This is a genomic window from Kitasatospora sp. NPDC002522 (assembly GCF_053595195.1).
On record NZ_JBSFXE010000052.1, the window covers coordinates 14,181 to 38,913 of the forward strand.

22 protein-coding genes are annotated in these 24,733 nt (G+C 75.0%); 17 read left to right on the forward strand and 5 right to left on the reverse strand.

Features of this window, described 5'->3' with window-relative positions:
* Positions 1–17: 17 nt before the first annotated feature.
* Entirely contained in the window at positions 18–665 is a 648-nt protein-coding gene (locus tag ACWD4U_RS30885; protein ID WP_449787359.1) for a TetR family transcriptional regulator, read from the reverse strand.
* 145 nt (positions 666–810) lie between these two features.
* Between ACWD4U_RS30885 and ACWD4U_RS30890 the strand changes: the two genes are divergently transcribed.
* The 9 genes from ACWD4U_RS30890 (at position 811) to ACWD4U_RS30930 (ending at position 11,459) form a co-directional block, all read left to right on the forward strand.
* Complete coding sequence (locus ACWD4U_RS30890; protein ID WP_363448819.1) at positions 811–2,817, forward strand: glycoside hydrolase family 30 beta sandwich domain-containing protein; 2,007 nt, start codon at positions 811–813, stop codon at positions 2,815–2,817.
* A gap of 95 nt (positions 2,818–2,912) precedes the next feature.
* Positions 2,913–3,173: a PASTA domain-containing protein gene (locus ACWD4U_RS30895; RefSeq protein WP_363448817.1), complete on the forward strand. Its 261-nt coding sequence runs from the start codon at positions 2,913–2,915 to the stop codon at positions 3,171–3,173.
* Between the two features lie 126 nt (positions 3,174–3,299).
* The gene (locus ACWD4U_RS30900) at positions 3,300–4,397 is read left to right on the forward strand and encodes an aminotransferase class I/II-fold pyridoxal phosphate-dependent enzyme (RefSeq protein WP_363448815.1); all 1,098 of its coding nucleotides are present in this window, start codon (positions 3,300–3,302) and stop codon (positions 4,395–4,397) included.
* 142 nt (positions 4,398–4,539) lie between these two features.
* Positions 4,540–5,805: an ergothioneine biosynthesis glutamate--cysteine ligase EgtA gene (gene egtA, locus ACWD4U_RS30905; protein ID WP_363448813.1), complete on the forward strand. Its 1,266-nt coding sequence runs from the start codon at positions 4,540–4,542 to the stop codon at positions 5,803–5,805.
* Positions 5,799–7,121 carry an ergothioneine biosynthesis protein EgtB gene (gene egtB, locus ACWD4U_RS30910; protein ID WP_363448811.1) on the forward strand — a complete coding sequence of 441 codons (1,323 nt, stop codon included), beginning with the start codon at positions 5,799–5,801 and terminating at the stop codon, positions 7,119–7,121. Before egtA ends, egtB begins: the two co-directional genes overlap by 7 nt.
* Positions 7,121–7,879: an ergothioneine biosynthesis protein EgtC gene (gene egtC, locus ACWD4U_RS30915; RefSeq protein ID WP_363448809.1), complete on the forward strand. Its 759-nt coding sequence runs from the start codon at positions 7,121–7,123 to the stop codon at positions 7,877–7,879. Before egtB ends, egtC begins: the two co-directional genes overlap by 1 nt.
* Positions 7,876–8,859, forward strand: a complete 984-nt coding sequence (egtD, locus tag ACWD4U_RS30920; protein ID WP_363448807.1) for an L-histidine N(alpha)-methyltransferase — start codon at positions 7,876–7,878, stop codon at positions 8,857–8,859. The genes egtC and egtD overlap by 4 nt, the downstream gene beginning before the upstream one ends.
* Positions 8,860–9,008: 149 nt before the next feature.
* The gene (locus ACWD4U_RS30925) at positions 9,009–10,214 is read left to right on the forward strand and encodes a nitric oxide synthase oxygenase (RefSeq protein ID WP_449787360.1); all 1,206 of its coding nucleotides are present in this window, start codon (positions 9,009–9,011) and stop codon (positions 10,212–10,214) included.
* A gap of 54 nt (positions 10,215–10,268) precedes the next feature.
* Positions 10,269–11,459 (forward strand): phosphotransferase family protein, encoded by a 1,191-nt coding sequence (locus ACWD4U_RS30930; RefSeq protein WP_363448805.1) that lies wholly within the window; start codon positions 10,269–10,271, stop codon positions 11,457–11,459.
* Between the two features lie 268 nt (positions 11,460–11,727).
* Here ACWD4U_RS30930 and ptsP read toward each other — a convergent pair whose 3' ends face one another.
* Positions 11,728–13,380 (reverse strand): phosphoenolpyruvate--protein phosphotransferase, encoded by a 1,653-nt coding sequence (gene ptsP / locus ACWD4U_RS30935; RefSeq protein ID WP_363448803.1) that lies wholly within the window; start codon positions 13,378–13,380, stop codon positions 11,728–11,730.
* On the reverse strand, positions 13,377–13,649 hold the full coding sequence (locus tag ACWD4U_RS30940) for an HPr family phosphocarrier protein (RefSeq protein ID WP_363448801.1): 273 nt from the start codon (positions 13,647–13,649) through the stop codon (positions 13,377–13,379). The genes ptsP and ACWD4U_RS30940 overlap by 4 nt, the downstream gene beginning before the upstream one ends.
* A gap of 340 nt (positions 13,650–13,989) precedes the next feature.
* Between ACWD4U_RS30940 and ACWD4U_RS30945 the strand changes: the two genes are divergently transcribed.
* The 4 genes from ACWD4U_RS30945 (at position 13,990) to ACWD4U_RS30960 (ending at position 18,795) form a co-directional block, all read left to right on the forward strand.
* Complete coding sequence (locus tag ACWD4U_RS30945) at positions 13,990–14,751, forward strand: DeoR/GlpR family DNA-binding transcription regulator (RefSeq protein WP_363448799.1); 762 nt, start codon at positions 13,990–13,992, stop codon at positions 14,749–14,751.
* Positions 14,748–15,707, forward strand: coding sequence for a 1-phosphofructokinase (gene pfkB / locus ACWD4U_RS30950; RefSeq protein WP_363448797.1), 960 nt, complete (start codon positions 14,748–14,750; stop codon positions 15,705–15,707). Before ACWD4U_RS30945 ends, pfkB begins: the two co-directional genes overlap by 4 nt.
* A 90-nt stretch (positions 15,708–15,797) precedes the next feature.
* Positions 15,798–17,801, forward strand: coding sequence for a PTS fructose transporter subunit IIABC (locus ACWD4U_RS30955; RefSeq protein WP_363448795.1), 2,004 nt, complete (start codon positions 15,798–15,800; stop codon positions 17,799–17,801).
* Positions 17,802–18,144: 343 nt separating this feature from the next.
* The gene (locus ACWD4U_RS30960) at positions 18,145–18,795 is read left to right on the forward strand and encodes a peroxiredoxin-like family protein (RefSeq protein ID WP_363448793.1); all 651 of its coding nucleotides are present in this window, start codon (positions 18,145–18,147) and stop codon (positions 18,793–18,795) included.
* 97 nt (positions 18,796–18,892) lie between these two features.
* Here the strand turns inward: ACWD4U_RS30960 and ACWD4U_RS30965 are convergent, their stop codons facing one another.
* The gene (locus ACWD4U_RS30965) at positions 18,893–19,522 is read right to left on the reverse strand and encodes a TetR/AcrR family transcriptional regulator (protein WP_363449321.1); all 630 of its coding nucleotides are present in this window, start codon (positions 19,520–19,522) and stop codon (positions 18,893–18,895) included.
* A gap of 172 nt (positions 19,523–19,694) precedes the next feature.
* On the opposite strand from ACWD4U_RS30965, the gene ACWD4U_RS30970 reads away from it, so the two are divergent.
* Genes ACWD4U_RS30970 through fabG form a run of 3 tightly spaced genes read left to right on the forward strand, consistent with a single transcriptional unit; the run spans position 19,695 to position 22,898 of the window.
* Positions 19,695–20,843, forward strand: coding sequence for an acyl-CoA dehydrogenase family protein (locus ACWD4U_RS30970; protein WP_363448791.1), 1,149 nt, complete (start codon positions 19,695–19,697; stop codon positions 20,841–20,843).
* A gap of 56 nt (positions 20,844–20,899) precedes the next feature.
* Positions 20,900–22,087, forward strand: a complete 1,188-nt coding sequence (locus ACWD4U_RS30975; protein ID WP_363448789.1) for a thiolase family protein — start codon at positions 20,900–20,902, stop codon at positions 22,085–22,087.
* 52 nt (positions 22,088–22,139) lie between these two features.
* Positions 22,140–22,898, forward strand: coding sequence for a 3-oxoacyl-ACP reductase FabG (gene fabG / locus ACWD4U_RS30980; RefSeq protein ID WP_363448786.1), 759 nt, complete (start codon positions 22,140–22,142; stop codon positions 22,896–22,898).
* A 58-nt stretch (positions 22,899–22,956) separates the two neighbouring features.
* On the opposite strand, the gene ACWD4U_RS30985 is transcribed toward fabG, so the two are convergent.
* Positions 22,957–23,673, reverse strand: a complete 717-nt coding sequence (locus tag ACWD4U_RS30985) for an HAD family hydrolase (RefSeq protein ID WP_363448784.1) — start codon at positions 23,671–23,673, stop codon at positions 22,957–22,959.
* A gap of 202 nt (positions 23,674–23,875) precedes the next feature.
* On the opposite strand from ACWD4U_RS30985, the gene ACWD4U_RS30990 reads away from it, so the two are divergent.
* The gene (locus ACWD4U_RS30990; RefSeq protein ID WP_363448782.1) at positions 23,876–24,640 is read left to right on the forward strand and encodes an alpha/beta fold hydrolase; all 765 of its coding nucleotides are present in this window, start codon (positions 23,876–23,878) and stop codon (positions 24,638–24,640) included.
* Positions 24,641–24,733: the final 93 nt, after the last annotated feature.

A 24,733-nucleotide genomic window follows, 5' to 3' on the forward strand; every position in this document is an offset into this window, starting at 1 on the left:
CCGGCCGTGACGACTCGTCAGCCCCGGTGTCCGAGCCCGGCCAGCACCGCGCCGAGCACCCGGTCGGTCGAGGCGGCCATGTCGACCTCGGCGGGGGCGAGCAGCCACTGGACCTGCAGGCCGTCCATCACCGCGATGATCGCGTTGGCGGCGTCCCGCAGGTCCGTGGCGGCCGGGAGTTCGCCGAGTTCGCAGGCTTCGGCGAGGGCGTCGGCGACCATGGCGCGCAGCCCGGCGTAGCGTGCGCGGAAGTACTCCTGGGCGGGGTGGTCGTCGGTGACGCTCTCCGCGGAGAGCACGGCGTAGAGGCGGACGATGCCCTCGCGTTCGGTGTTGCGCCGGGCGGTGTCGACCAGGTGGCGCAGGAAGGCGAGGCCGCGCGGGCGTTCGGGGCCGAGTTGTTCGATGTCGGTGGCGTCGCGCAGGTCGAGGACGCTGGTGAGCAGCTGCGCCTTGCTGCGGAAGTGGTGCAGGACGCCGGCCTGGGTGACGCCGGCGACGTCGGCGATCTCGGCCAGCGAGGCCTTGTTGTAGCCGCGGGCGGCGAACGCCTCCGTCGCGATCTGCAGGATGTCCTGCTGCCGCTGCTGGGCCTGGGCGCTCCGGGCGGGGCGGGGCTGGGCGGCGGCCTTGCGGTGCGCGGGGTGCGGTCGTTCCGTGGTCACCGTCCGATTCAAGCGCGCGAGCGGTGCGCGCGCAAGGACTTACTAAGTACTCAGTAAGTGTGCTTTCATCCTCCCGTTCCGGCCGCCGGCACCACCCGGAAGGCGGCCGGCCGAGGATCGCGTCCCCGCGAAAGGAGCACCTCCGTTGAGCCGCACCGCCCCAGCAGCTCCCGTCTCCGCCCCGCCCCCGCCTCCCTCCCGACCCGCCGCCCGCCGGCTGGCCCGCGGCCTGCTGGCCGCCGCCTTGGCCGCCGCGCTCGGCGGCGCGTTCGTCCCGGCCGCTGCCGCCGACGGGGCGAAGCGGCCGGTCACCGCCCGGGTGTGGATCACCACCCCGGACGGCACCAGCCGCCTCACCGAGTCCGCTCCGGCGACCTTCGGCGACGCCCCGACCGACTCCCCCGCCGTGGTGGTCGACCCGACCCTGACCTACCAGCGGATGCGCGGCTTCGGCGCCTCGATCACCGACTCCTCGGCGGCGGTGCTGTCCGGCCTCTCCCCCGCCGCCCGGGACGACGCGATGCGTTCGCTCTTCGACCCGCGGACCGGCGACGGCCTGTCCTTCCTGCGCCAGCCGATCGGCGGATCCGACTTCGTCGCCGACGCCCCGTACACCTACGACGACCTGACGGCCGGTCAGACCGACTACGAGCAGCGGCAGTTCTCGATCGCGCACGACCAGCGGCAGATCCTGCCGCTGCTGCGCCAGGCCAAGGCGCTCAACCCGGAGTTGCGGGTGATGGCCTCGCCGTGGAGCCCGCCGGCGTGGATGAAGGACAACGGCTCACTGGTCGGCGGCCGGCTGGTCGACGACCCGCGGATCTACCGCTCGTACGCCCTCTACCTGCTGAAGTTCGTCCAGGCGTACCGGGCTTCGGGCATCGCGGTGGACGCGATCACCGTCCAGAACGAGCCGCAGAACCGCCACCCGTCCGGCTACCCGGGCGCCGACATGCCGTCCTGGCAGCAGGACCGGGTGATCGAGAACCTCGGGCCGATGCTGCGCGCGGCCGGGCTGCCGACCAGGATCCTGGCGTACGACCACAACTGGTCGGAGCACCCCAACGACACGGTGGGCACCCCGGCGGACGAGCTCGCCGACGTCAACGCCTATCCGCAGAACGTGCTCGCCTCGCCGGCCGCCCGCTGGGTCGACGGCACGGCCTACCACTGCTACGCGGGCGACCCGAGCGCCATGTCGGCGCTGCACGACCAGCACCCTGACAAGGCGATCTACTTCACCGAGTGCTCGGGCGCGCAGTCCGCGGACCCGGCGAACACCTTCGCCGACACGCTCAAGTGGCACACCCGCAACCTGGTGATCGGCGCGACCCGCAACTGGGCGGAGACGGTGGTCAACTGGAACCTCGCGCTGGACCCGGCCGGCGACCCGCACGTCGGCGGCTGCGCGGGCTGCACCGGCGTGATCGCGGTCGGCACGGACGGCACCGTGACGAACAACGCCGAGTACTACACGCTCGGGCACCTGGCCCGCTTCGTGCGGCCCGGCGCGGTGCGCATCGCCTCCACCTCGCTCGGCACCACGGGGTGGAACGGGCAGGTGATGGACGTCGCCTTCCGCAACCCGGACGGCAGCACCGTCCTGGTCGCGCACAACGAGAACGACGCGCCGCGCACCTTCACCATCCGCGAGGGCGACCGGTCGTTCGCCTACACGCTGCCGGGCGGGGCACTCGCCACCTTCGTCTGGAACGGCCGGGTTCCGGGCACCGGCGAGCTGCGCCAGGTCGACCCACCGGGCTGGAGCGCCACCGCCTCCCCCGCCGGTCCGACCGACCCGTGCTGCACGGGCGACACCGCCGCCCACGCGGTGGACGCCGACGCCGCCACCCGCTGGACCACCGGCACCGGCCAGGCCCCGGGCCAGTACCTGCAGGTCGACTTCGGCAAGGCGCTGCCCGCCCGCCGCGTCGTCTTCGACGCGGGCGCGGCCACCGGCGACCACCCGCACGCCTACACGGTCGCCACGAGTACCGACGGCACGAGCTGGCGCACCGTCACCGCCGCCCAGGGCTCGGGCCAGCTGACCAGCGCCGACCTGACCGGCGCCCCCGTCCGCTACGTCCGCCTCACCCTCACCGGCGCCGCCCCCGGCTGGTGGACCGTCGCCGACGTCCGCGCCTACCGCTGACGTCCCGTCAGCACCCGTCGCCAGGGCCCCGGTGCGCACCCGCCGGGGCCCCGGCCCTCTTCCCTCCGCGGGCGATCGGGGGGAGGCTGGCGGCCATGAGCTGGATCGGACCCGCCACCGCCGACGAGGTGACCGTCCCCGATGTCGTCGGGTTGCTGGTCCCCCGCGCCCGTACGCTCGCCCGGCAGGCCGGTGTGGTGATCACCGCCCCCGACCCGGACGGGCCGCCGCTGAGCGCCCTCACCTGGCCCGGCACCTGGCGCGTCACCGCCCAGTCCCCCGCCGCGGGCACCCGCATGCGCCGCCGCGGCTCCCTCGCGGTCGAGTGCGAACGCCTCCCGGACGACGACGGCTGACCTCCCGCACGGCCCCACCCGGCACCGCGCGGCCCCACCCGAACCGCACGGCCGCGCATCCCTGCGCGTCCGGCGGGAATGCTCCGCAGGCTCGTAGCGTGAGCGCAGTGGCGGAGGGAGCCCGAGGTGTTCGAGCGTTTCAGCCGGGCGGCGACCGGGAGTGCGAAGTGGGCACGGGCCGGGGCGGGGCGGATCGCGATGGGGGTGGCGGACATGGATCTGCCCGGCCCCCCGGCGGTGGGGGCGGCGCTGCGGGCGCGGGCCGGGCACCTCGCGTTCGGGTACCCGGTGGCGGAGCAGGCCGACCGGGCGCTGGTGGCGCGCTGGTACCTGCGCCGGCACGGGGTGGAGATCGACCCGGACTGGGTGATGCTGCTGCCGTTCGCGCCGGGCACCGCCGTCCGCCTGCTGATCGAGGCGGCCCGCCCGCCGGCCGGCCCGGCGGTGTTCCTGACGCCGGAGTGGGGCGGCTTCGCCCGGGTCTGCCGCGCGGCCGGCGTGCCCGTCCGGGAGCTGCCACTGCCCAGGACGCCCGACGGCTACGACCTGCCGACGGCGCAGATCGCCGCCGAACGCCCCGGCGCGGTGCTGCTCAGCAGCCCGCACAACCCGACCGGCCGGGTGTGGTCGGCCGCGCAGATCACCGCGCTGGCGGACGCCGCCGCCCCCGGCCTGCTGATCTCCGACGAGGTGCACGGCGACCTGCTGCACCCGGACGCGGGCGTCCCGCATCCGGTCGCGGTGGCCGTCACCCGCGGCGCGCACCACGTGGTGACGCTGAACTCGGTCGGCAAGACCTTCAACCTCTCGGGCCTGCCGAGCTGCTTCGCGCTGGTCCCGGACCCGGCGCTGCGCGAGCGGCTGACGGCGGTGATGGCGGGCTTCGGCCTGTGGGAGGGCGGGCTGCTGGGCGCGGTCGCGCAGCGCGCGGCGCTCGCCGACGACGACGCCTGGCTGACCGCCCTCCTCGCCCACCTGGTGCGCGCCCGCGAGCTCGCCACCACCGCCCTCGGCGAGGCGGTGCTGGCCGTTCCGCAGGCCTCGTACCTACTCTGGCTGGACGGCGGGCGGCTCGGCACCCGCGAGCATCTCCTCACCCACCGTGATGTCGAACTGGCGGACGGATCCGACTTCGGCCCGGCCGGAATCGGGTGCCTGCGGCTGAATTTCGCCCTGCCGTTGGACCGCCTACGGACCGCACTCACCCGCTTGACGTGCGGATAAACGACTTGGGCGGCGCGGAGGTTTGCCTCGGGCCAGACTGAGCAGGAACAACCGGGCCGCAGTCGCAGACCGAGGGATGGTGAGTCCGGTGACATCTGTACGCCCGTACCGAACCGAAGAACCCGCTCGTTCAGCACCCACCGTGACGGAGTTGACCGAGTCGTCGGCAGAACTACATCTGGGAGCCATCTGTTTCAAGATCGGACCGCCCGCCCTGGTCGGGGTGGAGGCGGAGTGGTTCGTCCATGACGGGCGATGTCCCGCCGACCCCGTGGATCCGGCCCGGGTGGCCGCCGCGTTGGCGGCGCTGCCGTCGGGCGCCGACGGCCCGGCCTTCCCCGCGGGCTCCCGGCTGACGCACGAACCCGGCGGACAGGTCGAGCTGAGCTCCCCGCCCGCCGCCGACCCGGCGGCCTGCGCCGCGGGTCTGAGCACGGACCAGGCGGTGCTCCGGGCGGCCTTCGCCGCCGAGGGTCTGCGGCTGACCGGCAGCGGCACCGACCCGACGGCCCGCGAGCGCCGGATGCTGGCAACCCACCCGCGCTACCGCGCGATGGAACGTTTCTTCGCCCGCGGCGGCCCCTGGGGCCGGATCATGATGACCGGCACCGCCTCGGTGCAGGTCTGCGTGGACGCGGGCACCGAGGCGCAGTACGCCGAGCGCTGGCGGCTGACCCACCTGCTCGGTCCGGTGCTGGTCGCCGCGTTCGCCAACTCCCCGCTGCTGGACGGCCGTCCGACCGGTTACAAGTCGACCCGTCAGCTGGTCTGGTCGCGGATGGACCCCACCCGCACGCTCGCCCCGGCGCCCGCCGACGACCCGCGGGAGGCGTGGAGCCGGTACGTGCTGGACGCCTCGGTGCTGTGCGTGCGCCGCGAGGACGGGCTGCCCTGGGACGCGCCGGCCGGGCTGACCTTCCGGGAGTGGCTGCGCGGCGGCGGCGAGCGGCCCGCGACCATGGCCGACCTGGAGTACCACCGCACCACGCTGTTCCCGCCGGTGCGCCCGCGCGGGCACCTCGAGCTGCGGATGATCGACGCCCAGCCCGGTGAGGGCTGGCGGGTGCCGCTGGCACTGGTCACCGCGCTGATGGAGGACCCGCTCGCGGCCGCGGAGGCCCACGCCGCGCTGGAGCGCCTCGGCCACGCCGGGCTGCGCGCGCCACGCTCGGGCCTGTGGCGGCGGGCCGCCGCGCTGGGCATGGCCGACGCCGACCTGCGCCGCGCCGCCCTCACCTGCTTCGCCGCCGCGGAGCGTGCCCTGTCCCGCCGCGACGGCCGCCTGCGGCCCGCGCTCGTGGAGTTCGCCGAGCGCTACCCGGCCCGGGGCCGCTGCCCCGCCGACGACCAGCTGGACGCACTGCGGGCGGGCACCGGCCCCGCCCTCGAGGAGGACGTACCGTGCTGAACGCCGACCGGATCGACCCCGCGCTGCTGCGCGAGGCGATCGCCACCGAACTGCTCGCCGCCCGGGAGCGCACCGCGCAGCTCACCGGCGCCGTCGACGACGCCGACCTGATCGCCCAGCACTCCCCGCTGATGTCGCCGCTGGTCTGGGACCTGGCGCACATCGGCAACCAGGAGGAGCTGTGGCTGTTGCGCAACGTCGGCGGCCGCGACCCGATGCACCCGGAGATCGACCCGCTCTACGACGCCTTCGAGCACCCGCGCGCCGAGCGGCCCAGCCTGCCGCTGCTGCCGCCCGCCGAGGCCCGCGCCTACGCGCACGAGGTGCGCGGCCGGGTGCTGGACCTGCTGGCCGCCTCCCCGCTGGAGGGCGCGCCGCTGCTGGACGCCGGGTTCGCCTTCGGGATGATCGCCCAGCACGAGCAGCAGCACGACGAGACCATGCTGATCACCCACCAGCTGCGCCGCGGCCCGGCGGTGCTCGCCGCCCCGGCGCCGCCCGCCTCCACCGGCGTGCTGCCCGCCGAGGTCCTGATCCCGGCCGGCCCGTTCACCATGGGCACCGACACCGAGCCGTGGGCACTGGACAACGAACGCCCGGCCCACCAGGTCGACCTGGCCGCGTACTGGCTGGACACCACCCCGGTCTCCAACGCCGCCTACCAGGCGTTCATCGCGGACGGCGGCTACGACGAGCCGCGCTGGTGGACGCCGGCGGGCTGGGAGCACCGGATACAGGCGAACCTGACCGCACCGCTGTTCTGGTCCCGCGACGGCGGGCAGTGGCTGCGCCGCCGGTTCGGCCACCTGGAGCCGGTGCCGCCGAACGAGCCGGTGCTGCACGTCAGTTGGTACGAGGCGGACGCGTACGCCCGGTGGGCGGGGCGGCGGCTGCCGACAGAGGCGGAGTGGGAGAAGGCGGCCCGGCACGACCCGGTCTCCGGCCGCTCCCGGCGCTTCCCCTGGGGCGACGAGCCGCCCGGGGCCGAGCACGCCAACCTCGGCCAGCGCCACCTCCAGCCGGCCCCGGTCGGCGCCTACCCGCACGGCCAGTCGCCGTACGGCGTGCGGCAGTTGATCGGCGACGTGTGGGAGTGGACGGCCGGCGACTTCACCGGGTACCCGGGGTTCTCGGCCTGGCCGTACAAGGAGTACTCGGAGGTGTTCTTCGGCCCGGAGTACAAGGTGCTGCGCGGCGGTTCGTTCGCGGTGGCGCCGGTGGCCTGCCGGGGGACGTTCCGCAACTGGGACTACCCGATGCGGCGGCAGATCTTCTCCGGGTTCCGCACCGCCCGCGACGCCGAGGCGGACGCCTGATGTGCCGTCACTTCGCCTACCTGGGGCGACCGGTGGCGATCCGCTCGGTGCTGCTCGAGCCGCCGCACGGGCTGCTGCGGCAGTCCTGGGCGCCCCGGCTGCAGCGCTACGGCACCGTCAACGCGGACGGCTACGGCGTGGGCTGGTACGCGGAGGGCGACGAGCGCCCGGCCCGGTACCGGCGCGAGGGCCCGATCTGGGCGGACGGCGACCTGGCCGACCTGGCCCGGGTGGTGCGCTCGCACGCCGTGCTCGGCGCGGTCCGCTCGGCCACCGAGGGCTGCGCGGCCGGGGCGCAGGCGGCGGCGCCGTTCGCCTCCGGGCGCTGGCTGTTCAGCCACAACGGGGCGCTGCCGGGCTGGCCGGAGGCGTTCGCGCCGCTCGCCGAGCGGCTGTCGCCCGCCGAGTTGCTGGGCCTGGAGGCGCGCACCGACTCGGCGCTGCTGTGGGCGCTGGTGCTGAACCGGCTGCACGCGGGGGTCAAGCTCGGCGAGGCGCTCGCCGAGGTCTGCCTGGCCGCCGCCGAGTCGGGCACCGCGCGCCTCAACCTGCTGGCCACCGACGGCACCTCGATCGCCGCCACCGCGTGGGGCGACACCCTGTTCCAGCGCCGCGACGCGGACGGCTCGGTGCTGGTGGCCTCCGAACCCTTCGACGACGGGCCCGGGTGGTCCGAAGTCCCCGACCGCACCCTGCTGCTGGCCACGCCGGCCGGCAGCGCGCTGACCCCGCTGAGCCGAGAGGACGTCTCGCAGTGACCGGATACCAGCTCACCCGTCTGCTGCCCGCCGACCACCTGCACCACGCCCTACGGCACGACGTGCAGAACGGTCTGACCTCGAGTCCGAAGCGGCTCCCGCCGAAGTGGTTCTACGACGCCCGCGGCAGCGAGCTGTTCGAGGAGATCACCCGGCTGCCCGAGTACTACCCGACCCGCGCCGAGCGGGAGATCCTGGCCGACCGGGCGGCCGAGATCGCCGCCGCCACCGGGGCCCGCACCCTGGTCGAACTCGGCTCCGGGTCCTCGGAGAAGACCCGGCTGCTGCTGGACGCGCTGCGCACCGCCGGCACGTTGGAGACCTACGTGCCGGTGGACGTCAGCGAGAGCGCGCTGGAGTCCGCGGCCAAGGCGCTGATCGGCGAGTACCCGGGGCTCGACGTCCGGGCCGTGCTCTCCGACTTCACCGCCGGGCTGGGCCTGCCTTCGGAGTCCGAGCGCGGCGGTCCGCGGCTGGTGGCGTTCCTCGGCGGCACCCTCGGCAACCTGCTGCCCGCCGAGCGGGCCGCCTTCCTCGCCGGGCTGCGCGCCCAACTGCTGCCCGGCGACTCGCTGTTGCTCGGCACGGACCTGGTGAAGGACCCGGCCGTGCTGGTCGCCGCGTACGACGACGCGGCCGGGGTGACCGCGGCGTTCAACCGCAACCTGCTGGCGGTGCTCAACCGCGAGCTGGACGCGGACTTCGACCCGGAGCAGTTCGAGCACGTGGCGCTGTGGGACGCCGAGCAGGAGTGGATCGAGATGCGGCTGCGCTCGCGGCGGGCGAAGACCGTGAAGGTCCAGGCGCTCGGCCTGCCGGTGCACTTCGAGGCGGGCGAGGAGCTCTACACCGAGGTGTCGGCGAAGTTCCGCCGGGAGAAGGTGGAGCGCGAACTGGCCGCCGCCGGGATGCGCCTGACCCACTGGTGGACGGACGCCGCGGGCCGGTTCGGCCTCTCGCTCTCCCAGCCGGCCGTCTGACCCGCCGCCCCGACCGGGGTGTCCCGCAGGCCCGTACGGGCGTGCGGGACACCCTAGCGCCGAAGCGGACGGCGCGTCGGGCGAATCGTTCACTCTCTGCGTACGCGTCCCCACCTCAGGTACTCATGTGCCTCGGGAGGGATGTGCTCTTGATCTTCAGTCGTCTTCGTACCCGGGTCCCCGCGCAGGCCGGCGTCTGCCCCTACGGGCACCACCACGTGGCCGCCGTACCGCCGCACGCCCCGGCGCCGCCCGGGCCGCCGGCGGCGGAGCGGACGCTGATCGCGCAGGCCGCGCTGTTCGTCCGGCAGTTCCACGAGGAGCAGCCCGGGGCGGGTGATCCCTCGCCGCGGCTGCGCGAGGTGCTATCGGAGATCGAGCGGACCGGCACGTACCGGCACACCCCGGCGGAGCTGGCGTTCGGGGCGAAGGTGGCGTGGCGCAACGCGGCGCGCTGCATCGGGCGGCTGTACTGGCGCAGCCTGGTGGTGCGGGACCTGCGGCACGTCAGCGGACCGCAGGAGATGGCCCGGGAGTGCTTCGCGCACCTGCGGACGGCGGCCAACGGCGGGCGGATCCGTCCGGTGGTGACGGTGTTCGCCCCGGACCGGCCGGGGCTGCCGGCGCCGCGGATCGTCAACTCCCAGCTGGTGCGCTACGCGGGGTACCGGGGTCCGGACGGCGGCTGGACTGGCGATCCGGCGGGCGGTGAACTGGCGCGGCGGGCCCGTGAGTTGGAGTGGAAGAGCGGCGAGGGCCGGTTCGACGTGCTGCCGTTGATGATCCAGCGGCGGCCCGGTGAGGCGCCGCAGTGGTTCGAGGTGCCGGACGACGCGGTGCTCGAAGTGGAGCTGCGGCACCCGGAGTTCGGCTGGTTCGCGGAGCTCGGACTGCGCTGGTACGCGGTGCCGGCGATCAGCGACATGACGCTGGAGATCGGCGGCGTCCGGTACCCGGCGGCGCCGTTCAACGGCTGGTACATGGGTACCGAGATCGGTGCCCGCAACCTGGCCGACGCGGACCGCTACGACATGCTCGGCGAGGTCGGCCGCCGGCTGGGGCTGGACACCTCCTCGGCGCGCACGCTGTGGCGGGACCGGGCGCTGGTGGAGGTCAACCTGGCGGTGCTGCACTCCTTCCAGGAGGCCGGCGTGACGATGGCCGACCACCACACCGAGTCGGAGCGCTTCCTGCGGCACGTCGCCCAGGAGGCCCGGGCGGGCCGGCCCACCCCGACGGACTGGAGCTGGATCGTCCCGCCGGTCTCCGGCGGTCTGACCCCGGTCTACCACCGCTACTACGACCCGGTGGACCCGGACCAGCGGCCGGCCTTCCTGACCCGCGAGCCGTGGTGACGGGGCGTCGGTAAATCGCTGGCGGCCCGGCGGCCCGGCCCGGACAATGCCCGGGTGCAGACGAACAACGTGCGGACGGCCACCGTCCTGATCTCCTGGCAGGGCGAACTCCTCGGCCAGGTCGGGCCCTTCACCACCGAATCGCCGTACTGGGCGCAGGTCGGCGAGGTCGCCGGGCAGGCGTCCCGGCTGGCCGGCGCGCCGGTGGCGGTGCTGCGGATGCTGTCGGTCGACGGCGGCGAGGGCGGCCGGGCGGGGGCGGTGCGGTACCTGGCGGAGGCGCTGGAGCGGCCGACGCCGTCGCTCGCGCCGGTCGTCGGGGCGCCGGCCGGCGACCACCCGCTGCGGCTGCCGTGGGCGGCGGCGGACGGGCTGCGCGCCGAGTGGGCGTGGGCGGAGCGGGAGTTGGCCGCGCTCGGGCGGCCGGTGACCGGTCCGGTGGAGCAGGTCCGGTCGTGGAACCTGTCCGCGGTGTCCCGCATCCCGACCGCCGCGGGCCCGGTGTGGCTGAAGAGCACGCCGCCGTTCGCCGTCGCCGAGGCCGCGGCGATCGCCCTGGTCGCGGCGGTGGACCCGTCCGTGGTGCCGTCGGTGCTGGCGTCGGACGGGCGGCGGATGCTCATCGACCAGCTGCCCGGCACCGACTGCTGGGGCGTGCCGGACGACGCCATGATCGATGTGGTCGACCGGTGGGCATCCGCGCAGGCCGCGCTCGCCGCGGACGGCCCGGACGGGTGGGACGACCGCTCCCCCGCCGCGCTGGCCGCCCGCTTCCCCGCGCTGGTGGACCGGCTGGACGAGCTCACCGAGGAGGAGCGCGCCGCCGCCCGCGAGCTGGCCGGCCGCCTCCCCGCGCTGGCCGCCGAACTGGACGCCTGCGGGCTGCCGTTGACCCTGGTGCACGGCGACTTCCACCCCGGCAACTGGCGCTTCGACGGTGCCCGCACCACCGCGCTGGACTTCTCCGACGCCCTGTGGGGCCACCCCGCGCTGGACGGCCTGCGCCCGGCCGGCTTCCTCCCCGAGGCCCGCTGGCAGCAGCTCCGCGAGCGGTGGATCGCGGCCTGGTCCGCGCTCGTCCCCGGCTCCGACCCCGCCCGCGCCCTCGACCTGGCCGTCCCGTTCTTCCACGTCCACTGCGCCCTGCGCTACCAGGAGTTCCTGGACGGCATCGAGCCCAGCGAACACCCCTACCACGCGGGCGACCCGGCTGCCGAGGTCCGCCAGGCGCTGCGGAGTGCCTGACCTCGCGTCAGGCGGCCCCGTGCCCGGCGAAGGTCAGCGTCTCTCCCGGCGCCGGACAGCGGAGCGTCGGAACAGCACGCCGATCAGGGCGGCCGTGGCCAGCAGCACCAGCACCCCGGCGAACGCGAGCAACAGATCGAGCATCCCCGTCAACCCCCCGACTGGTTCCGGTCGTTCGTAGTCCGGAGACGACGGGCCCGCCCCGCCGGTTCCCGGTGTGCGGGAGCCGGGCGGGGCGCGGGAAGCGCGAGCGGCGCACTCGGGGGCGTTACTCGGCCAGGTGCCGGCGTACGGCCGCGCGGGCGGAGGCGGCGTCGGGGGCCGACAGGGCGAGTTCGGCGAGGACGCGGCACTGATCCATCGTCACGGCGGCCAGCGCGGCCCGGACCGCGGGCAGGCAGGACGGGGCGGCGGAGAGGCTGGTGACGCCCAGTCCGACCAGGACCAGGGCCAGTTCGGGGTCGGCGGCGGCCTCGCCGCAGACGCCGGCCGGGCGGCCCGCCTCGGCGGCCGCGCCGGCGGTGGCCGCGACCAGGTCGAGCAGCGCGGGCTGCCAGGGGTCGAGCAGGTCGGCGAGCGCGCCGAGGGTGCGGTCGGCGGCGAAGGTGTACTGGGCCAGGTCGTTGGTCCCGATGGAGAAGAAGTCGCAGACCTCGGCGAGCCGGTCGGCCCGCAGCGCGGCGGCCGGCACCTCGATCATCGCGCCGGCGCACGGCAGGCCGTGGGACCGGACCCGCTCGGCGAAGGCCGCGGCCTCAGCGGGCACCGACACCATCGGCGCCATCACCCACACGTCCGCGGTGGCGTCCGCCGCCGCGGCGGCGACGGCGGCCAGCTGGGTCTCCAGCAGCTGCGGGTCGCGGGTGGCGGTGCGCAGGCCGCGGATGCCGAGGGCGGGGTTCTCCTCGTCGGCGGCGGTGGCGAAGGGCAGCGGCTTGTCGGCGCCGGCGTCGAGGGTGCGGACCACCACGCGCCGGCCGGCGAACGCCTGGAACACCCGCCGGTACGCGGCGGTCTGCTCGTCCAGACCGGGCGCCTCGGTCCGGTCCAGGAAGAGGAACTCGGTGCGGAACAGGCCCACGCCCTCCGAGTCGGCGGCCGCCGCGCCGGCCAGCTCGTGCGGGGCGCCGAGGTTGACCAGCAGCGAGACGGCCACGCCGTCGGCGGTCCGGCCGGGGCCGTGGACCGCGGCCAGCCGCTCGCGGCGCCGCCGCTCCTGCTCGGCCGCCAGCCGGACCGTCTCCTCGGTCGGATCGGCCTCGACCACGCCGTCGGCGCCGTCCACCAGCACGAGGCGTCCCTCGGCAAGGGCGCCCGCCGCGGCGCAGCCGACCACCGCGGGCAGGCCGAGGGCCTTGGCGAGGATCGCGGTGTGGCTGGTCGGGCCGCCGCGGACGGTGATCAGGGCGAGCACCTGCGCGGGGTCGAGCAGGGCGGTGTCGGCGGGGGCGAGGTCGTCGGCGACCAGCACGTACGGGTGGCCCGGCTCGGGCAGGCCCGGCATGGGCAGGTCCAGGGCGCTGGCGACGGCGCGGTCGCGCAGGTCGTCCAGGTCGGCGACGCGCTCGGCGAAGTAGCCGCCGGCGGCGAGCAGTTCGGCGCGGAAGCCGTTGAAGGCCGTGGTGAGGGCGTGCGGCGCGTCGGTGCCGGCCGCGGCGAGGTCGGCGGCCCGGTCGGCGAGCACCGGGTCGGCGGCCATCATCGCCTGGGCGTCCAGCACGTCGGCGGCGGTGCCGTCGGTCCGGGCGGCGCGGGCCGTCAGGTCGGCGACCACGGCGGCCAGTGCGGCGCGGACGGCGGCGGTCTCGGCCGCCGGGTCGGTGACCGGCCGGGGGGCGGGCAGCGCGGGGACGGGGGACATCCGGGCGACCGGTCCGGCGGCGCTGCCGGTGCCGACGCCGATCCCGAGCAGGCGGGTCACGCCGCGTCCAGGTCGGTGGCGAGCAGGCCGGCCAGCTCGTCGAGGGCGCCCTGCGCCTGCTCGCCGTCCTCGGCGTGCAGTTCAAGGGTCTCGCCGTGGCCGGCGGCCAGCGCGAGCACGGAGAGCAGGCTGCGGGCGTCGACCGGGGTCTGGCCGGGCTTGCCGACCCGGACCTTGACCGGCTGGCGGGCGGCGGCCTGGACGAACAGGGACGCGGGACGCGCGTGCAGGCCGCTGCGGGAGCCGACGGTGACGAGGAGGTGAGGCATCGGTAGTCCTGGGAGTCTCTGGCCGGCCTGCTGGGGAGGCCGCTGCTGCGGGTGGGACGGCGACGGGCCGCGACCGAGGGGTGAGGCGCGGCCCGCCGCCATGCGCCCGGTTCCGCGAGTCGGGGGCGGGTCACGGAACCGGGCGAGTCTGATGTGGTTTCACGCCCGTTAGCGGGGCGTTTCGATTGGTTCTACGCCCGATTTGGCTCCGGTGTCAACAGATTCGGGCATCCGACCTGGTCAGCAACGGATCGGCGACGGACCCTTGCTTTCTGGCTCGAGAGGCGTATCGTCGGCGATTAACCAGACGTAAACGGACATGAAACGGACCCGATCCCACATGTACGCACCGGAGCGGCAGCAGCAGATCCTCCAGCTCGCGCAGCAGCGCGGCCGGGTCGACGTGCCCTCGCTCGCCGAGGAGTTCGGCGTCACGCAGGAGACCATCCGCCGTGACCTGAGCGCCCTGGACCGGGCGGGCCTGCTGCACCGGGTGCACGGCGGCGCGCTGCCGGCCGGCGCGCTGAGTCTGGAGCCGGGTCTCGCCGAGCGGGACACCACCGCGGCCGAGGAGAAGGACCGGATCGCCCGCGCCGCGCTGGCGCTGCTGCCCAACGAGGGCAGTGTGCTGCTGGACGCGGGGACCACGGTCTCCCGGCTGGCCGCGCTGCTGCCGCTGGACTCCGCGCTCACCGTGGTCACCAACGCCCTGCCGGTCGCCGCGCGGCTGGCCGACCACCCCTCGCTCACCCTGCACCTGGTCGGCGGCCGGCTCCGGCACCGCACCCAGGCCGCGGTCGACGCCTGGGCGCTGCGCGACCTGGCCGACGTGCACGCCGACGTCGCGGTGGTCGCCACCAACGGCTTCTCCCCCGAGGTCGGGCTCTCCACGCCCGACCTGGCGGAGGCGGCCGTGAAGCGCGCCATGGTGGCCGGCGCCCGCCGGGTGGTGCTGGTCGCCGACTCCGGCAAGTACGGCGCCCGGCACTTCGCCCGCTTCGGCTGGCTCACCGACGTCGACATCCTGGTCACCGACACCGGGCTGAGCGACGAGGCCGCCGCCGAGATCGAGAACCACGGACCGGAAGTCATCCGCGCATGATCGTCACCATCACCCCCAACCCGAGCCTGGACCGCACCTACGAGCTGCCGGGCCTGGCCCGCGGCGAGGTCAACCGGGCCACCGGCGACCGCCTCGACCCGGGCGGCAAGGGCGTCAACGTCTCCCGCGCGCTGACCGCCGCGGGCCACCGGACGGCGGCCGTGCTGCCGCTCGGCGGGTTCTCCGGGCAGCTGCTGTCCGAGCTGCTGCGCCGCCAGGGCATCGAGGTGGCCACCGTCCCGGTCGCCGGGGACACCCGGATCAACGTCTCGATCGCCGAGCACGGCGGCACCCTCACCAAGATCAACGCGCCGGGCCCGGTACTGACCGCCGAGGAGTCCGCGGCCCTGCTGACCTGCGTCCGCAGCGCGCCGAGCACGTACACCGCCGACGGCGCGAAGGTCGAGTGGCTGGCCTGCTGCGGCAGCCTGCCGCGCGGCCTGGACCCGGCGTGGTACGCGGACCTGGTCGCCGAGGCGCACCTCGGCGGCGCCCGGATCGCGCTGGACACCTCCGGCCCCGCCCTGCTCGCCTCGCTCGCAGCCCGCCCGGACGTGGTCAAGCCCAACCGGGAGGAGCTGGCCGAGGCGGTCGGCCGCGAGCTGCGCACCCTCGGCGACGCCGTCGACGCGGCGGGCGAGCTGCGCAAGCTCGGCGCGCAGCAGGTGCTCGCCTCGCTCGGCGCGGACGGCATGCTGCTGGTCGCCGAGGAGGGCACCTGGTACGGCACCGCCCCCGTGGCGGCGGTGCGCAGCGACGTGGGAGCCGGCGACGCCTCGCTGGCCGGCTTCCTGGGCGCGGGCGGCGCGGGCCCGGAGGCCCTCGCCGCGGCGCTGGCGCACGGCGCGGCGGCCGTGCAACTGCCGGGGAGCGTCATGCCGACCCCGGCCGACCTGGACCCGGCCGCGGTGGCCGTGACGGCGGAGATCCCGCTGGAGCGGCCGCTCGGCGGCTGAACCGGCTCCGGCCGGTGGGGACCGGCCGGAGCGAACCACATCCCGGGGGCAAGGGAAACCACACACCACCTGGCACCGAAGGACCGAACGATGAGTGACACCACCGCCGACTCCACCGGCAGACTGATCACCCCCGCCCTCGTGGACCTCTACCTCGCCCCCGAGGACAAGTCCGAGGCACTGCGCGCGCTGGCCCAGCGGCTGGTCGCCGAGGGCCGGGTCACCGACCTGGACGGCTTCCTCGCCGACATCGCCGCCCGCGAGGCGCAGGCCCCGACCGGTCTCGGCGACGGCATCGGCATCCCGCACTGCCGCTCCGCGCACGTCACCCGCCCCAGCCTGGCGTTCGGCCGCACCGCGAAGGGCGTCGACTTCGACGCCCCGGACGGGCGGCCGGCCGACCTGATCTTCATGATCGCGGCGCCGGACGGCGCGGACGACGCCCATCTGCAGATCCTCGCCGCGCTCGCCCGGCGGCTGATGGAACCCGAGTTCACCGGCGCGCTGCGCTCGGCGGACAGCCCGGCCGTGGTCGCCGCGCTGGTCAACGGCGAGGAGGTGCCGCAGGCCGCCGCGCCCGCCGCCGTACAGCCCGCGGAGGTCGCCGAGGGCGCCGCCGACTCCGGTCTGCGCCTGGTGGCCGTGACCTCCTGCCCCACCGGCATCGCGCACACCTACATGGCCGCCAAGGCGCTGGAGCAGGCGGCGGCCCGGGCCGGCGCGCGGATCCAGGTGGAGACCCAGGGCTCGGCCGGCTCGACCCCGCTCGACCCGGCCGTGATCGCCGCCGCCGACGCGGTGATCTTCGCGCACGACGTCGAGGTCCGCGACCGGCAGCGCTTCGCCGGCAAGCCGCTGGTGGACGTCGGCGTGAAGGCCGGCGTCAACCGGGCCGACGAACTGGTCGCCCAGGCCTCCCGGTTGGCCGCGCAGGCCGGCCCGTCGGCCACCGCCGCGCCGGTTCCCGTGCAGAACTCCGGCCCCCGCACCGAGCATTGGGCCTCCCGGCTGCGCAAGTACCTGATGACCGGCGTCAGTTACATGATCCCGTTCGTCGCGGCGGGCGGTCTGCTGATCGCCCTGGGCTTCGCGATCGGCGGCTACCAGATCGCCTCCGCGCCGTCTGTGGTCGGCCACTTCGACTGGGCCTCGAAGGCCAGTTGGGCGGCGATGCTGTTCCAGGCGGGCAAGGCCGCGTTCGGCTTCCTGGTCCCGATCCTCTCCGGCTACATCGCTTACGCGATCGCCGACCGGGCTGCACTCGCGGCGGGCATCGTCGGCGGCGCGATCTCGGTCGCGGTCGGCGCGGGCTTCCTCGGCGGCATCGTCTCCGGTCTGGCGGCCGGCTTCCTGGTGCTGTGGATGGTCAGGTGGCGGGTGCCGCAGGCGATCAAGGGCATCATGCCGGTGGTGGTGATCCCGCTGCTGTCGGTCACTGCCGTCGGGTTCCTGATGTTCGTCCTGGTCGGCTCCCCGATCGCCTCCGCGATGAGCGCCGTCACCGACTGGCTGAACGGCCTGTCCGGCACCAACGCGATCCTGCTCGGCATGCTGCTCGGCGCGATGATGGCCTTCGACATGGGCGGCCCGCTCAACAAGGTCGCGTACACCTTCGCCGCCGGCGCGCTCACCACCGCGGGCGCCACCCCGGATGCCGGCAGCCTCAAGGTGATGGCCGCCGTGATGGCCGCGGGCATGACCCCGCCGCTCGGCATGGCGCTGGCCACCGTGCTGCGCCGCAAGCTGTTCACCGTCGAGGAGCGGGAGAACGGCAAGGCCGCCTGGGTGCTGGGCGCGTCCTTCATCACCGAGGGCGCGATCCCGTTCGCGGCCGCCGACCCGCTGCGGGTCATCCCGGCCGGCATCGCCGGCAGCATGACGGCCGGCGGCCTGACGATGGCCTTCGGCTCCACCCTGCGCGCCCCGCACGGCGGCATCTGGGTGCTGCCGCTGATCGGCAACCCGCTGCTGTACCTGGTCGCCATCGCCGCCGGCACGGCAGTCACGGCGGGCCTGGTGATCCTGCTCAAGGGCCGGCGCCGCCCGGCCCCGGCCGTGGCCGCCCCCGTGGAGAAGGAACTGGTCAGCGCCTGACGGCCGCCGGTACGCGAGCGCCTCTCGCGCGGGATCGGAAGATCCCGTACGGGAGGCGCTCGGCATTGCGTCCACCGGCCCAGGACGATCGGGTGGGTGAGCGCGACGACCGTCCCGCCGGGATGCCGGACCTCGAGCCGGACGAACGCCGCCTCCTCCTCCGTCGTGGACCACCGCACCCGCCGCCGGCCGCGAGCCGTTCACCCACCCCCACGGTGCAGCCCCGCGCTTGCCGCCGGTCGAGACGGTGGGCGGTTCCGCAAGGCGCGCCGTTGACGGGGAGCACCGCGGCGTGGCTACCGTGGCTCGACCGTTCCAGGATCATCCGAGAGGACCAGACCCGATGAGCGTGAACGCCGAACTGCGGGCCTTCTTCGAGAGCCGGCAGAAGCAGGTCCCGGAGGACGTCCGGGCCGTGATGCGGCGGGCGAACGAGGAGCTCGCCGCGTCCGGGCAGGCCGAGCGGGCGGTGGCGGCCGGCGACCGCGCGCCCGGCTTCGCCCTGTCGTCCGCGACGGGCCGTCAGGTCGAGCTCGCCGAACTGCTGGCCGACGGGCCGGTGGTGCTCACCTTCTACCGCGGCGCCTGGTGCCCGTACTGCAACATCGCGCTGCGCTCGCTGCAGCAGCACCACGAGGAGATCGTGGCGCGCGGCGCCCGCCTGGTCGCGGTCTCGCCGCAGACCCCGGACGAGTCGCTGACGCTCCGGGAGAAGGCCGAGCTCGGCTTCGAGGTGCTCAGCGACCTCGGCTCCGACACCGCCAAGCAGTACGGCCTCGCCTTCGACCTGCCCGACGACCTGGCGGCGCTCTACCAGCGCATCGGCATCGACCTGCACCGCAGCAACGGCGGCCACCCGCGCACGCTGCCGATCCCGGCGACCTACGTGATCGACCAGGCCGGGACGGTCCGGTGGGCGTTCGTCGACACCGACTACACCCGCCGCGCGGAGCCGGCGGACATCCTGGCCGCGCTGGACGGCCTGGGCCGGTAGCGCCCGGCCCGGCGGAACCGGGCGACGACGGGGCGGGGTGGGCCATTCGGCGCTCTCCCGCCCCGTCCTCGCGTTCCGACGGACCGTCAGGCCACCGTCAGGCCAGCCGTTCGAAGCGCAGGGCGAGGCCGTCGAGGAGGGCTTCCAGGCCGGTCTCGAAGGCGGACTCGTCGATCGTGCGGCGGTGTTCGGCGAGCCGGTGGGCCTCGCCGAGGTGGGGGTAGTCGGCGGCGTAGAGGGCGGCGTCCTCGGGGAAGCCGGCGGCGAAGGAGGCCAGCGCGGAGCCGGTGATGAAGTAGCGCATCAGGGCGCCGATCCGGGTGGCCTGGCCGCGCGGCCACCCGGCCTGGACCAGGCAGCCGAAGACGGCGTCGGCCAGGCGCAGCGCGTGCGGGCGGCGGCCGGGGCCCTGGGCGAGGACCGGGACCAGGTTGGGGTGCGCGGTGAGGGCGGCCCGGTAGGAGCGGGCCCAGTCGCGCAGCGCGGTCCGCCAGTCGTCCGGCGCGTCGAACATGGTGAGGTCGACCTCGCCCATCACACTGTCGACCACGGCGTCCAGGAGTTCGTCCTTGGTGGCGAAGTGGTTGTAGAGCGAGGGGCCGCTGACCGAGAGTTCGGCGGCGAGCCGGCGGGTGGAGAGGGCGTGCAGGCCCTCCGCGTCGGCGAGGGCGAGGGCGGCGGCGACGATACGGTCCCGGCTGAGCAGGGGGGTGCGGGGTCGGGCGATCTCGGCCTCCTCGGGGCGGGACGGGCATCGGGGTCGGACATCGCCGTCGGGCATCGGCGTCGGGCTTCGGGGTCGGGCGGCCATTCTCGCAGGCGCCTCTTCCGCGTCCGGGGCGGTGCGGGCTACAGTCACCGTAAAACTTGCAGCGCTAGTTTATCGAGGGGTCGTCGCCGTGGACCTGGAGCTGACCGAGGAGCAGGCCGCCGTCCGGGCGTTGGCCGCCGAGTTCACCGACCGGGAGATCGCACCCTTCGCGGCCGAGTGGGACCGCGCGGAGTCGATCGACCTGGGCATCGTGCGCAAGCTCGGCGACCTGGGCTTCCTCGGCCTGACCCTGCCGGAGGAGTACGGCGGCAGCGGCGGCGACCACCTGGCGTACTGCCTGGTGCTGGAGGAGCTGGGCCGCGGCGACTCCTCGGTGCGCGGCGTCGTGTCGGTGTCGCTGGGGCTGGTCGCCAAGTCGATCAACGCCTTCGGCACCGCCGAGCAGAAGGAGCGGTGGCTGCCGCGGCTGTGCTCCGGCGAGGCGCTGGGCTGCTTCGCGCTGACCGAGCCGGGGACGGGTTCGGACGCGGCGAACCTGACCACCCGGGCCGAGCGCGACGGCGACGACTGGCTGATCAGCGGCGCCAAGATGTTCATCACCAACGGGACCTGGGCCGAGGTGGCGCTGGTCTTCGCCCGCACCGGCGAGCCGGGCCACCGCGGTGTGACCGCGTTCCTGGTGCCCACCGACACGCCCGGCCTGACCCGGACGCTGGTGCACGGCAAGCTCGGGCTGCGCGGGCAGGCCACCGCGGAGCTGGCCTTCGACCGGGTGCGGGTGCCGGACGCCGCGCGCCTCGGCGACCTCGGCAAGGGCTTCACGGTGGCGATGGCGGCGCTGTCCAAGGGACGGATGTCGGTGGCGGCGGGCTGCGTGGGCATCGCCCAGGCCTGCCTGGACGCGGCGGTGCGCTACGCCGGGGAGCGCGAGCAGTTCGACAAGCCCATCGCCGGGCACCAGTTGGTGCAGGACCTGCTGGCGGACATCGCGGTCGACGTGGCCGCGGCCCGGCTGCTCACCTGGCGGGTCGCCGACCACATCGACCGCGGCCTGCCGTTCGCGACCGAGTCCTCGGTGGCGAAGCTGTTCGCCAGCGAGGCCGCGGTGCGCTCCGCCAACAACGCGCTGCAGGTGTTCGGCGGCTACGGCTTCATCGACGAGTACCCCGTCGGCAAGTACCTGCGCGACGCGCGGGTGATGACGCTGTACGAGGGCACCAGCCAGATCCACAAGCTGCTCATCGGGCGTGCCCTCACCGGGGTCAGCGCCTTCTGAGACTCGGACCATCCGAATCCGAGTCGACCGACCGTCAAGAACAGGAGCCCGAGGAAGTGCTTCCGGTCTACATCGCCGCCGCCCGCCGAACCCCGATCGGCCGGCTGCGCGGCGCGCTCTCCTCCGTCCGTCCCGACGACCTGTCGGCCGCCGTGCTGCGCGGCCTGCTCGCCGAGGTGCCCGGGCTGGACCCGGCGCGGATCGACGACGTGTACTGGGGCGCCGCCAACCAGGCCGGCGAGGACAACCGCAACCTGGCGCGGATGGCGGTGCTGCTGGCCGGGCTGCCGGACAGCGTGCCCGGCGCCACCGTCAACCGGCTGTGCGCCTCCGGCATGGAGGCGGTCACCTCGGCCGCCCGGGCGATCGGCTCGGGCGAGGCGGACGTCGTGGTGGCGGGCGGCTGCGAGTCGATGAGCCGCGCCCCGTTCGTGCTGCCCCGCCCCGACGAGGCGCTGCCGCACCGGATGGAGACCTTCGACACCCGGCTCGGCTGGCGGCTGACCAACCCGCGGATGAAGGACCTGCACGGCGTCCTCTCGATGGGCGAGACCGCCGAGGAGGTCGCCGCCCGGTACGGGATCGGCCGCGAGGACCAGGACGCCTTCGCGCTGCGCAGCCACCGGCTGGCCGCGGCCGCCCGCAAGGACGGCCACTTCGACGCCGAACTGCTGCCGGTCGAGCGGCCGGACGGCGTGACGGTCCGCGAGGACGAGTCGATCCGCCCCGACACCACCGCGGAGAAGCTGGCCGCCCTCAAGCCGGTGTTCCGCTCCGGCGGCACCGTCACCGCGGGCAACGCCTCGCCGATGAACGACGGCGCGGCCGCACTCCTGCTGGTCAGCGAACGCGCGCTGGGCGAGCTGGAGTTGGAGCCGCTGGGCCGGTACGTGGCGGGCGCCTCGGCCGGCGTCCACCCGGACGTGATGGGCATCGGCCCGGTGCCCGCCACCCGCCGGGTGCTGGAGCGCACCGGCTGGCGGCTGGACGACCTGGACACCGCCGAGTTCAACGAGGCGTTCGCCGCCCAGGCGCTGGCCAGCGTCCGGGAGTTGGGCGTCGACCCGGAGCTGGTGAACCCGTCCGGGGGCGCGATCGCGCTCGGCCATCCGCTGGGCTGCTCCGGCGCGCGCATCCTCACCACCCTGCTGCACCGGATGCGCCGCACCGGCGCCCGCCGCGGCCTGGCCACCATGTGCGTGGGCGTCGGCCAGGGCTCGGCGGTCCTGGTCGAGCGTGGCTGAACGGCGCGTCGGGGAAACGGACATGACGAGGAATCGGGAAGAGGGAGCAGCTGTGAGCAGGTTCGAGGGCAAGGTCGCGATCGTGACGGGCGCGGCGCAGGGCATCGGGGCGGCGACCGCGCGCCGGCTGGCCGAGGAGGGCGCGGCGGTCGCGGTGGTGGACCTCACCGCGGAGCGCGCCGAGGGCACCGTCAAGGAGATCACCGCGGCGGGCGGCACGGCGCGCGCCTACGGCTGCGACGTAGCTGACTACGACGCGGTGGAGGCGGTCTTCGCCGCCGTGGTCGAGGAGTTGGGCGGGGTGCACATCCTGGTCAACAACGCCGGGATCACCCGGGACAACCTGTTCTTCAAGATGCCGAAGTCCGACTGGGACACCGTGCTGACGGTCAACCTGACCAGCGCCTACAACTGCTCGCACGTCGTGCAGAAGTACTTCGTGGCCCAGAAGTACGGCAAGATCGTCTCGCTCAGTTCGCGGTCCGCGCTGGGCAACCGGGGCCAGGCCAACTACGCCGCCGCGAAGGCCGGCATCCAGGGGCTGACCGCGACGCTGGCGATCGAGCTGGGCCCGTTCAACGTCAACGTCAACGCGGTGGCGCCGGGTTACATCGCCACCTCGATGACCGCGGCCACCGCCGAGCGGGTCGGCGCCACCGCGGAGGAGCACCAGGCGGAGGTCGCCCAGCGCACCCCGCTGCGCCGGGTCGGCCGCCCGGAGGAGATCGCCTCCGTGGTGGCGTTCCTGGCCAGCGAGGACGCCGGGTACGTCAGCGGTCAGACGCTGTACGTCAACGGCGGTGCCCGATAAGGCGGTTGACGCTCACTCAGGTATCCGACCCGGGCCGGCGGCGGGCGCCCGCCGCCGGCTACGGGCGGAGCATCACCGGGTAGTCGAGGGCGGTGCCGACGGCGGAGAGGGTGCCGAGGACCGGGCCGGACCAGTCGGCCTCCCGGCCGGGCGCGCCGTCGGCCGCCCAGTCCACGGCGCGCAGCAGCACCGCGGTCATCCCGGCCGCCCGGGCGCCGCTCAACTCGCCGCCACCGCCGTCCCCGACGTACAGGCAGCGCCGCGGGGCGACGCCGAGCCGTTCGGCGACGGTGGCGTACAGCACCGGGTCGGGCTTGCGGCGGCCCTCTCGGCAGGACAGCACGGCCGCGTCCACATACCGGGCGATCGGCAACAGCGGCCAGCTGTCGGCGAGTTCGGTCGCACAGTCGCTGAGCACGCCGACCTTGACCCCGAACCCGGCGATCCGCTCCAGGGTGGGTTCCGCGTCCGGGCGCAGCGCGAACAGCTCGCGCTGGGCGGCGAGTCGGGCCGCGCAGGCCGCCGCGAGCGCCTCCTCGTCGGGCGTCACCCCGCAGCGCGCCGCGAGCGTGCGCAGCGTCTGCGGCAGGTCGCCGAGGGCGCCCACCACGCGCTCCGGGAACGACTCGTCCAGTGCGTCGCGCCACCGCCCGGCCTCGATGCCCAGCGGGGCGGCGCTGCGGGCGGCGTGCTCGTCCCAGGTGGCGGAGGGGACTGCGGGGGTGAGGGTGCAGAAGAAGTCGAACACCACGGCGTCGAACGGGGAGGGCGGCATGCCGAAAAGCCTAGGGGAAAAAGGATTGGACGCGGCAGCGCCGGGGCTTGTAGCTTGCGGTCGACCGTGACACCGCCCGAGGAGGTGAGACCCATGAACGCTGTAGCGATGTGGGTGCTCCCCCTTCCGGTCACGGCCGGCGATCTGACGTAGGTGTCGCCGGGAGCGCCTCGACCATCAGGCACTCCCGAAAGGCAACACCGTGCATACTCTGCAGTTCACCGCCGAGTCCTCCTCCGACGGCATGCTCGAACGCGACTTCACCGTGGGCGGCGTCCCCGGAGTCCTCTGGTCGCCCGCCTCCGGCGGCGACCGCGCGCCCCTGGTCCTGATGGGCCACGGCGGCGGCGCCCACAAGAAGCACCCCGCGATGCTCGGCCGCGCCGGCCTCCTGGTGCGCGACTGCGGCTTCCACGTCGCCGTGCTCGACGCGCCCGGCCACGGCGACCGGCCGCGCTCCGCGCACGACGAGCGGGACATCGCCGACCTGCGCCGGGCGCAGGCCGCGGGCGAGCCGGAAGGCCCGATCGTCGTTCCCTACAACGCCCGGCTGGCGGAGATCGCCGTACCCGAGTGGCGGGCCGCCCTGGACGCCCTCCAGGAGCTCCCGGAGATCGGCCCCGACGGGCCGGTGGGCTACGTCGGCATCGCGCTCGGCAGCGCGATCGGGATTCCGCTGGTGGCGGCGGAGCCCCGGATCACCGCCGCGGTCTTCGGCATGATGTGGCCCGACGCCCTGTTCGACCACGCCAGGCGGATCACCGTCCCGGTCGAGTTCACCCTGCAGTGGGACGGCGAGCGCATCCCGCGTGAGGCCGGACTCGCGCTCTTCGACGCCTTCGCCTCGAAGGAGAAGAGCCTGCACGCGAACGCGGGCGACCCGCTCGCCATGCCGAGGTTCGAGGCCGCCGCCTCGGCGCGCTTCCTCGCCCGGCACCTCGGCCGGGCGGTGACGTCGTCGGCCTGACGCGTTGAGCGGTGGCGGGGGGGGGGGGGGCCCCCCCCCCCCCCCCCCCGGGGGCGGGGGGGGGGGGGGCGGCGGGTGTAACGCCAACGGCGC

What these genes read in the sequence shown, in the direction of transcription:
- ACWD4U_RS30895 (WP_363448817.1), top strand. Translation starts at nt 2,913, where the DNA reads ATGAGCTGGATCGGACCCGCCACCGCCGACGAGGTGACCGTCCCCGAT.
- egtC (WP_363448809.1), top strand. Translation starts at nt 7,121, where the DNA reads ATGTGCCGTCACTTCGCCTACCTGGGGCGACCGGTGGCGATCCGCTCG.
- pfkB (WP_363448797.1), top strand. Translation starts at nt 14,748, where the DNA reads ATGATCGTCACCATCACCCCCAACCCGAGCCTGGACCGCACCTACGAG.
- ACWD4U_RS30960 (WP_363448793.1), top strand. Translation starts at nt 18,145, where the DNA reads ATGAGCGTGAACGCCGAACTGCGGGCCTTCTTCGAGAGCCGGCAGAAG.
- ACWD4U_RS30985 (WP_363448784.1), bottom strand. Translation starts at nt 23,673, where the DNA reads ATGCCGCCCTCCCCGTTCGACGCCGTGGTGTTCGACTTCTTCTGCACC.
- ACWD4U_RS30940 (WP_363448801.1), bottom strand. Translation starts at nt 13,649, where the DNA reads ATGCCTCACCTCCTCGTCACCGTCGGCTCCCGCAGCGGCCTGCACGCG.
- ACWD4U_RS30955 (WP_363448795.1), top strand. Translation starts at nt 15,798, where the DNA reads ATGAGTGACACCACCGCCGACTCCACCGGCAGACTGATCACCCCCGCC.
- ACWD4U_RS30945 (WP_363448799.1), top strand. Translation starts at nt 13,990, where the DNA reads ATGTACGCACCGGAGCGGCAGCAGCAGATCCTCCAGCTCGCGCAGCAG.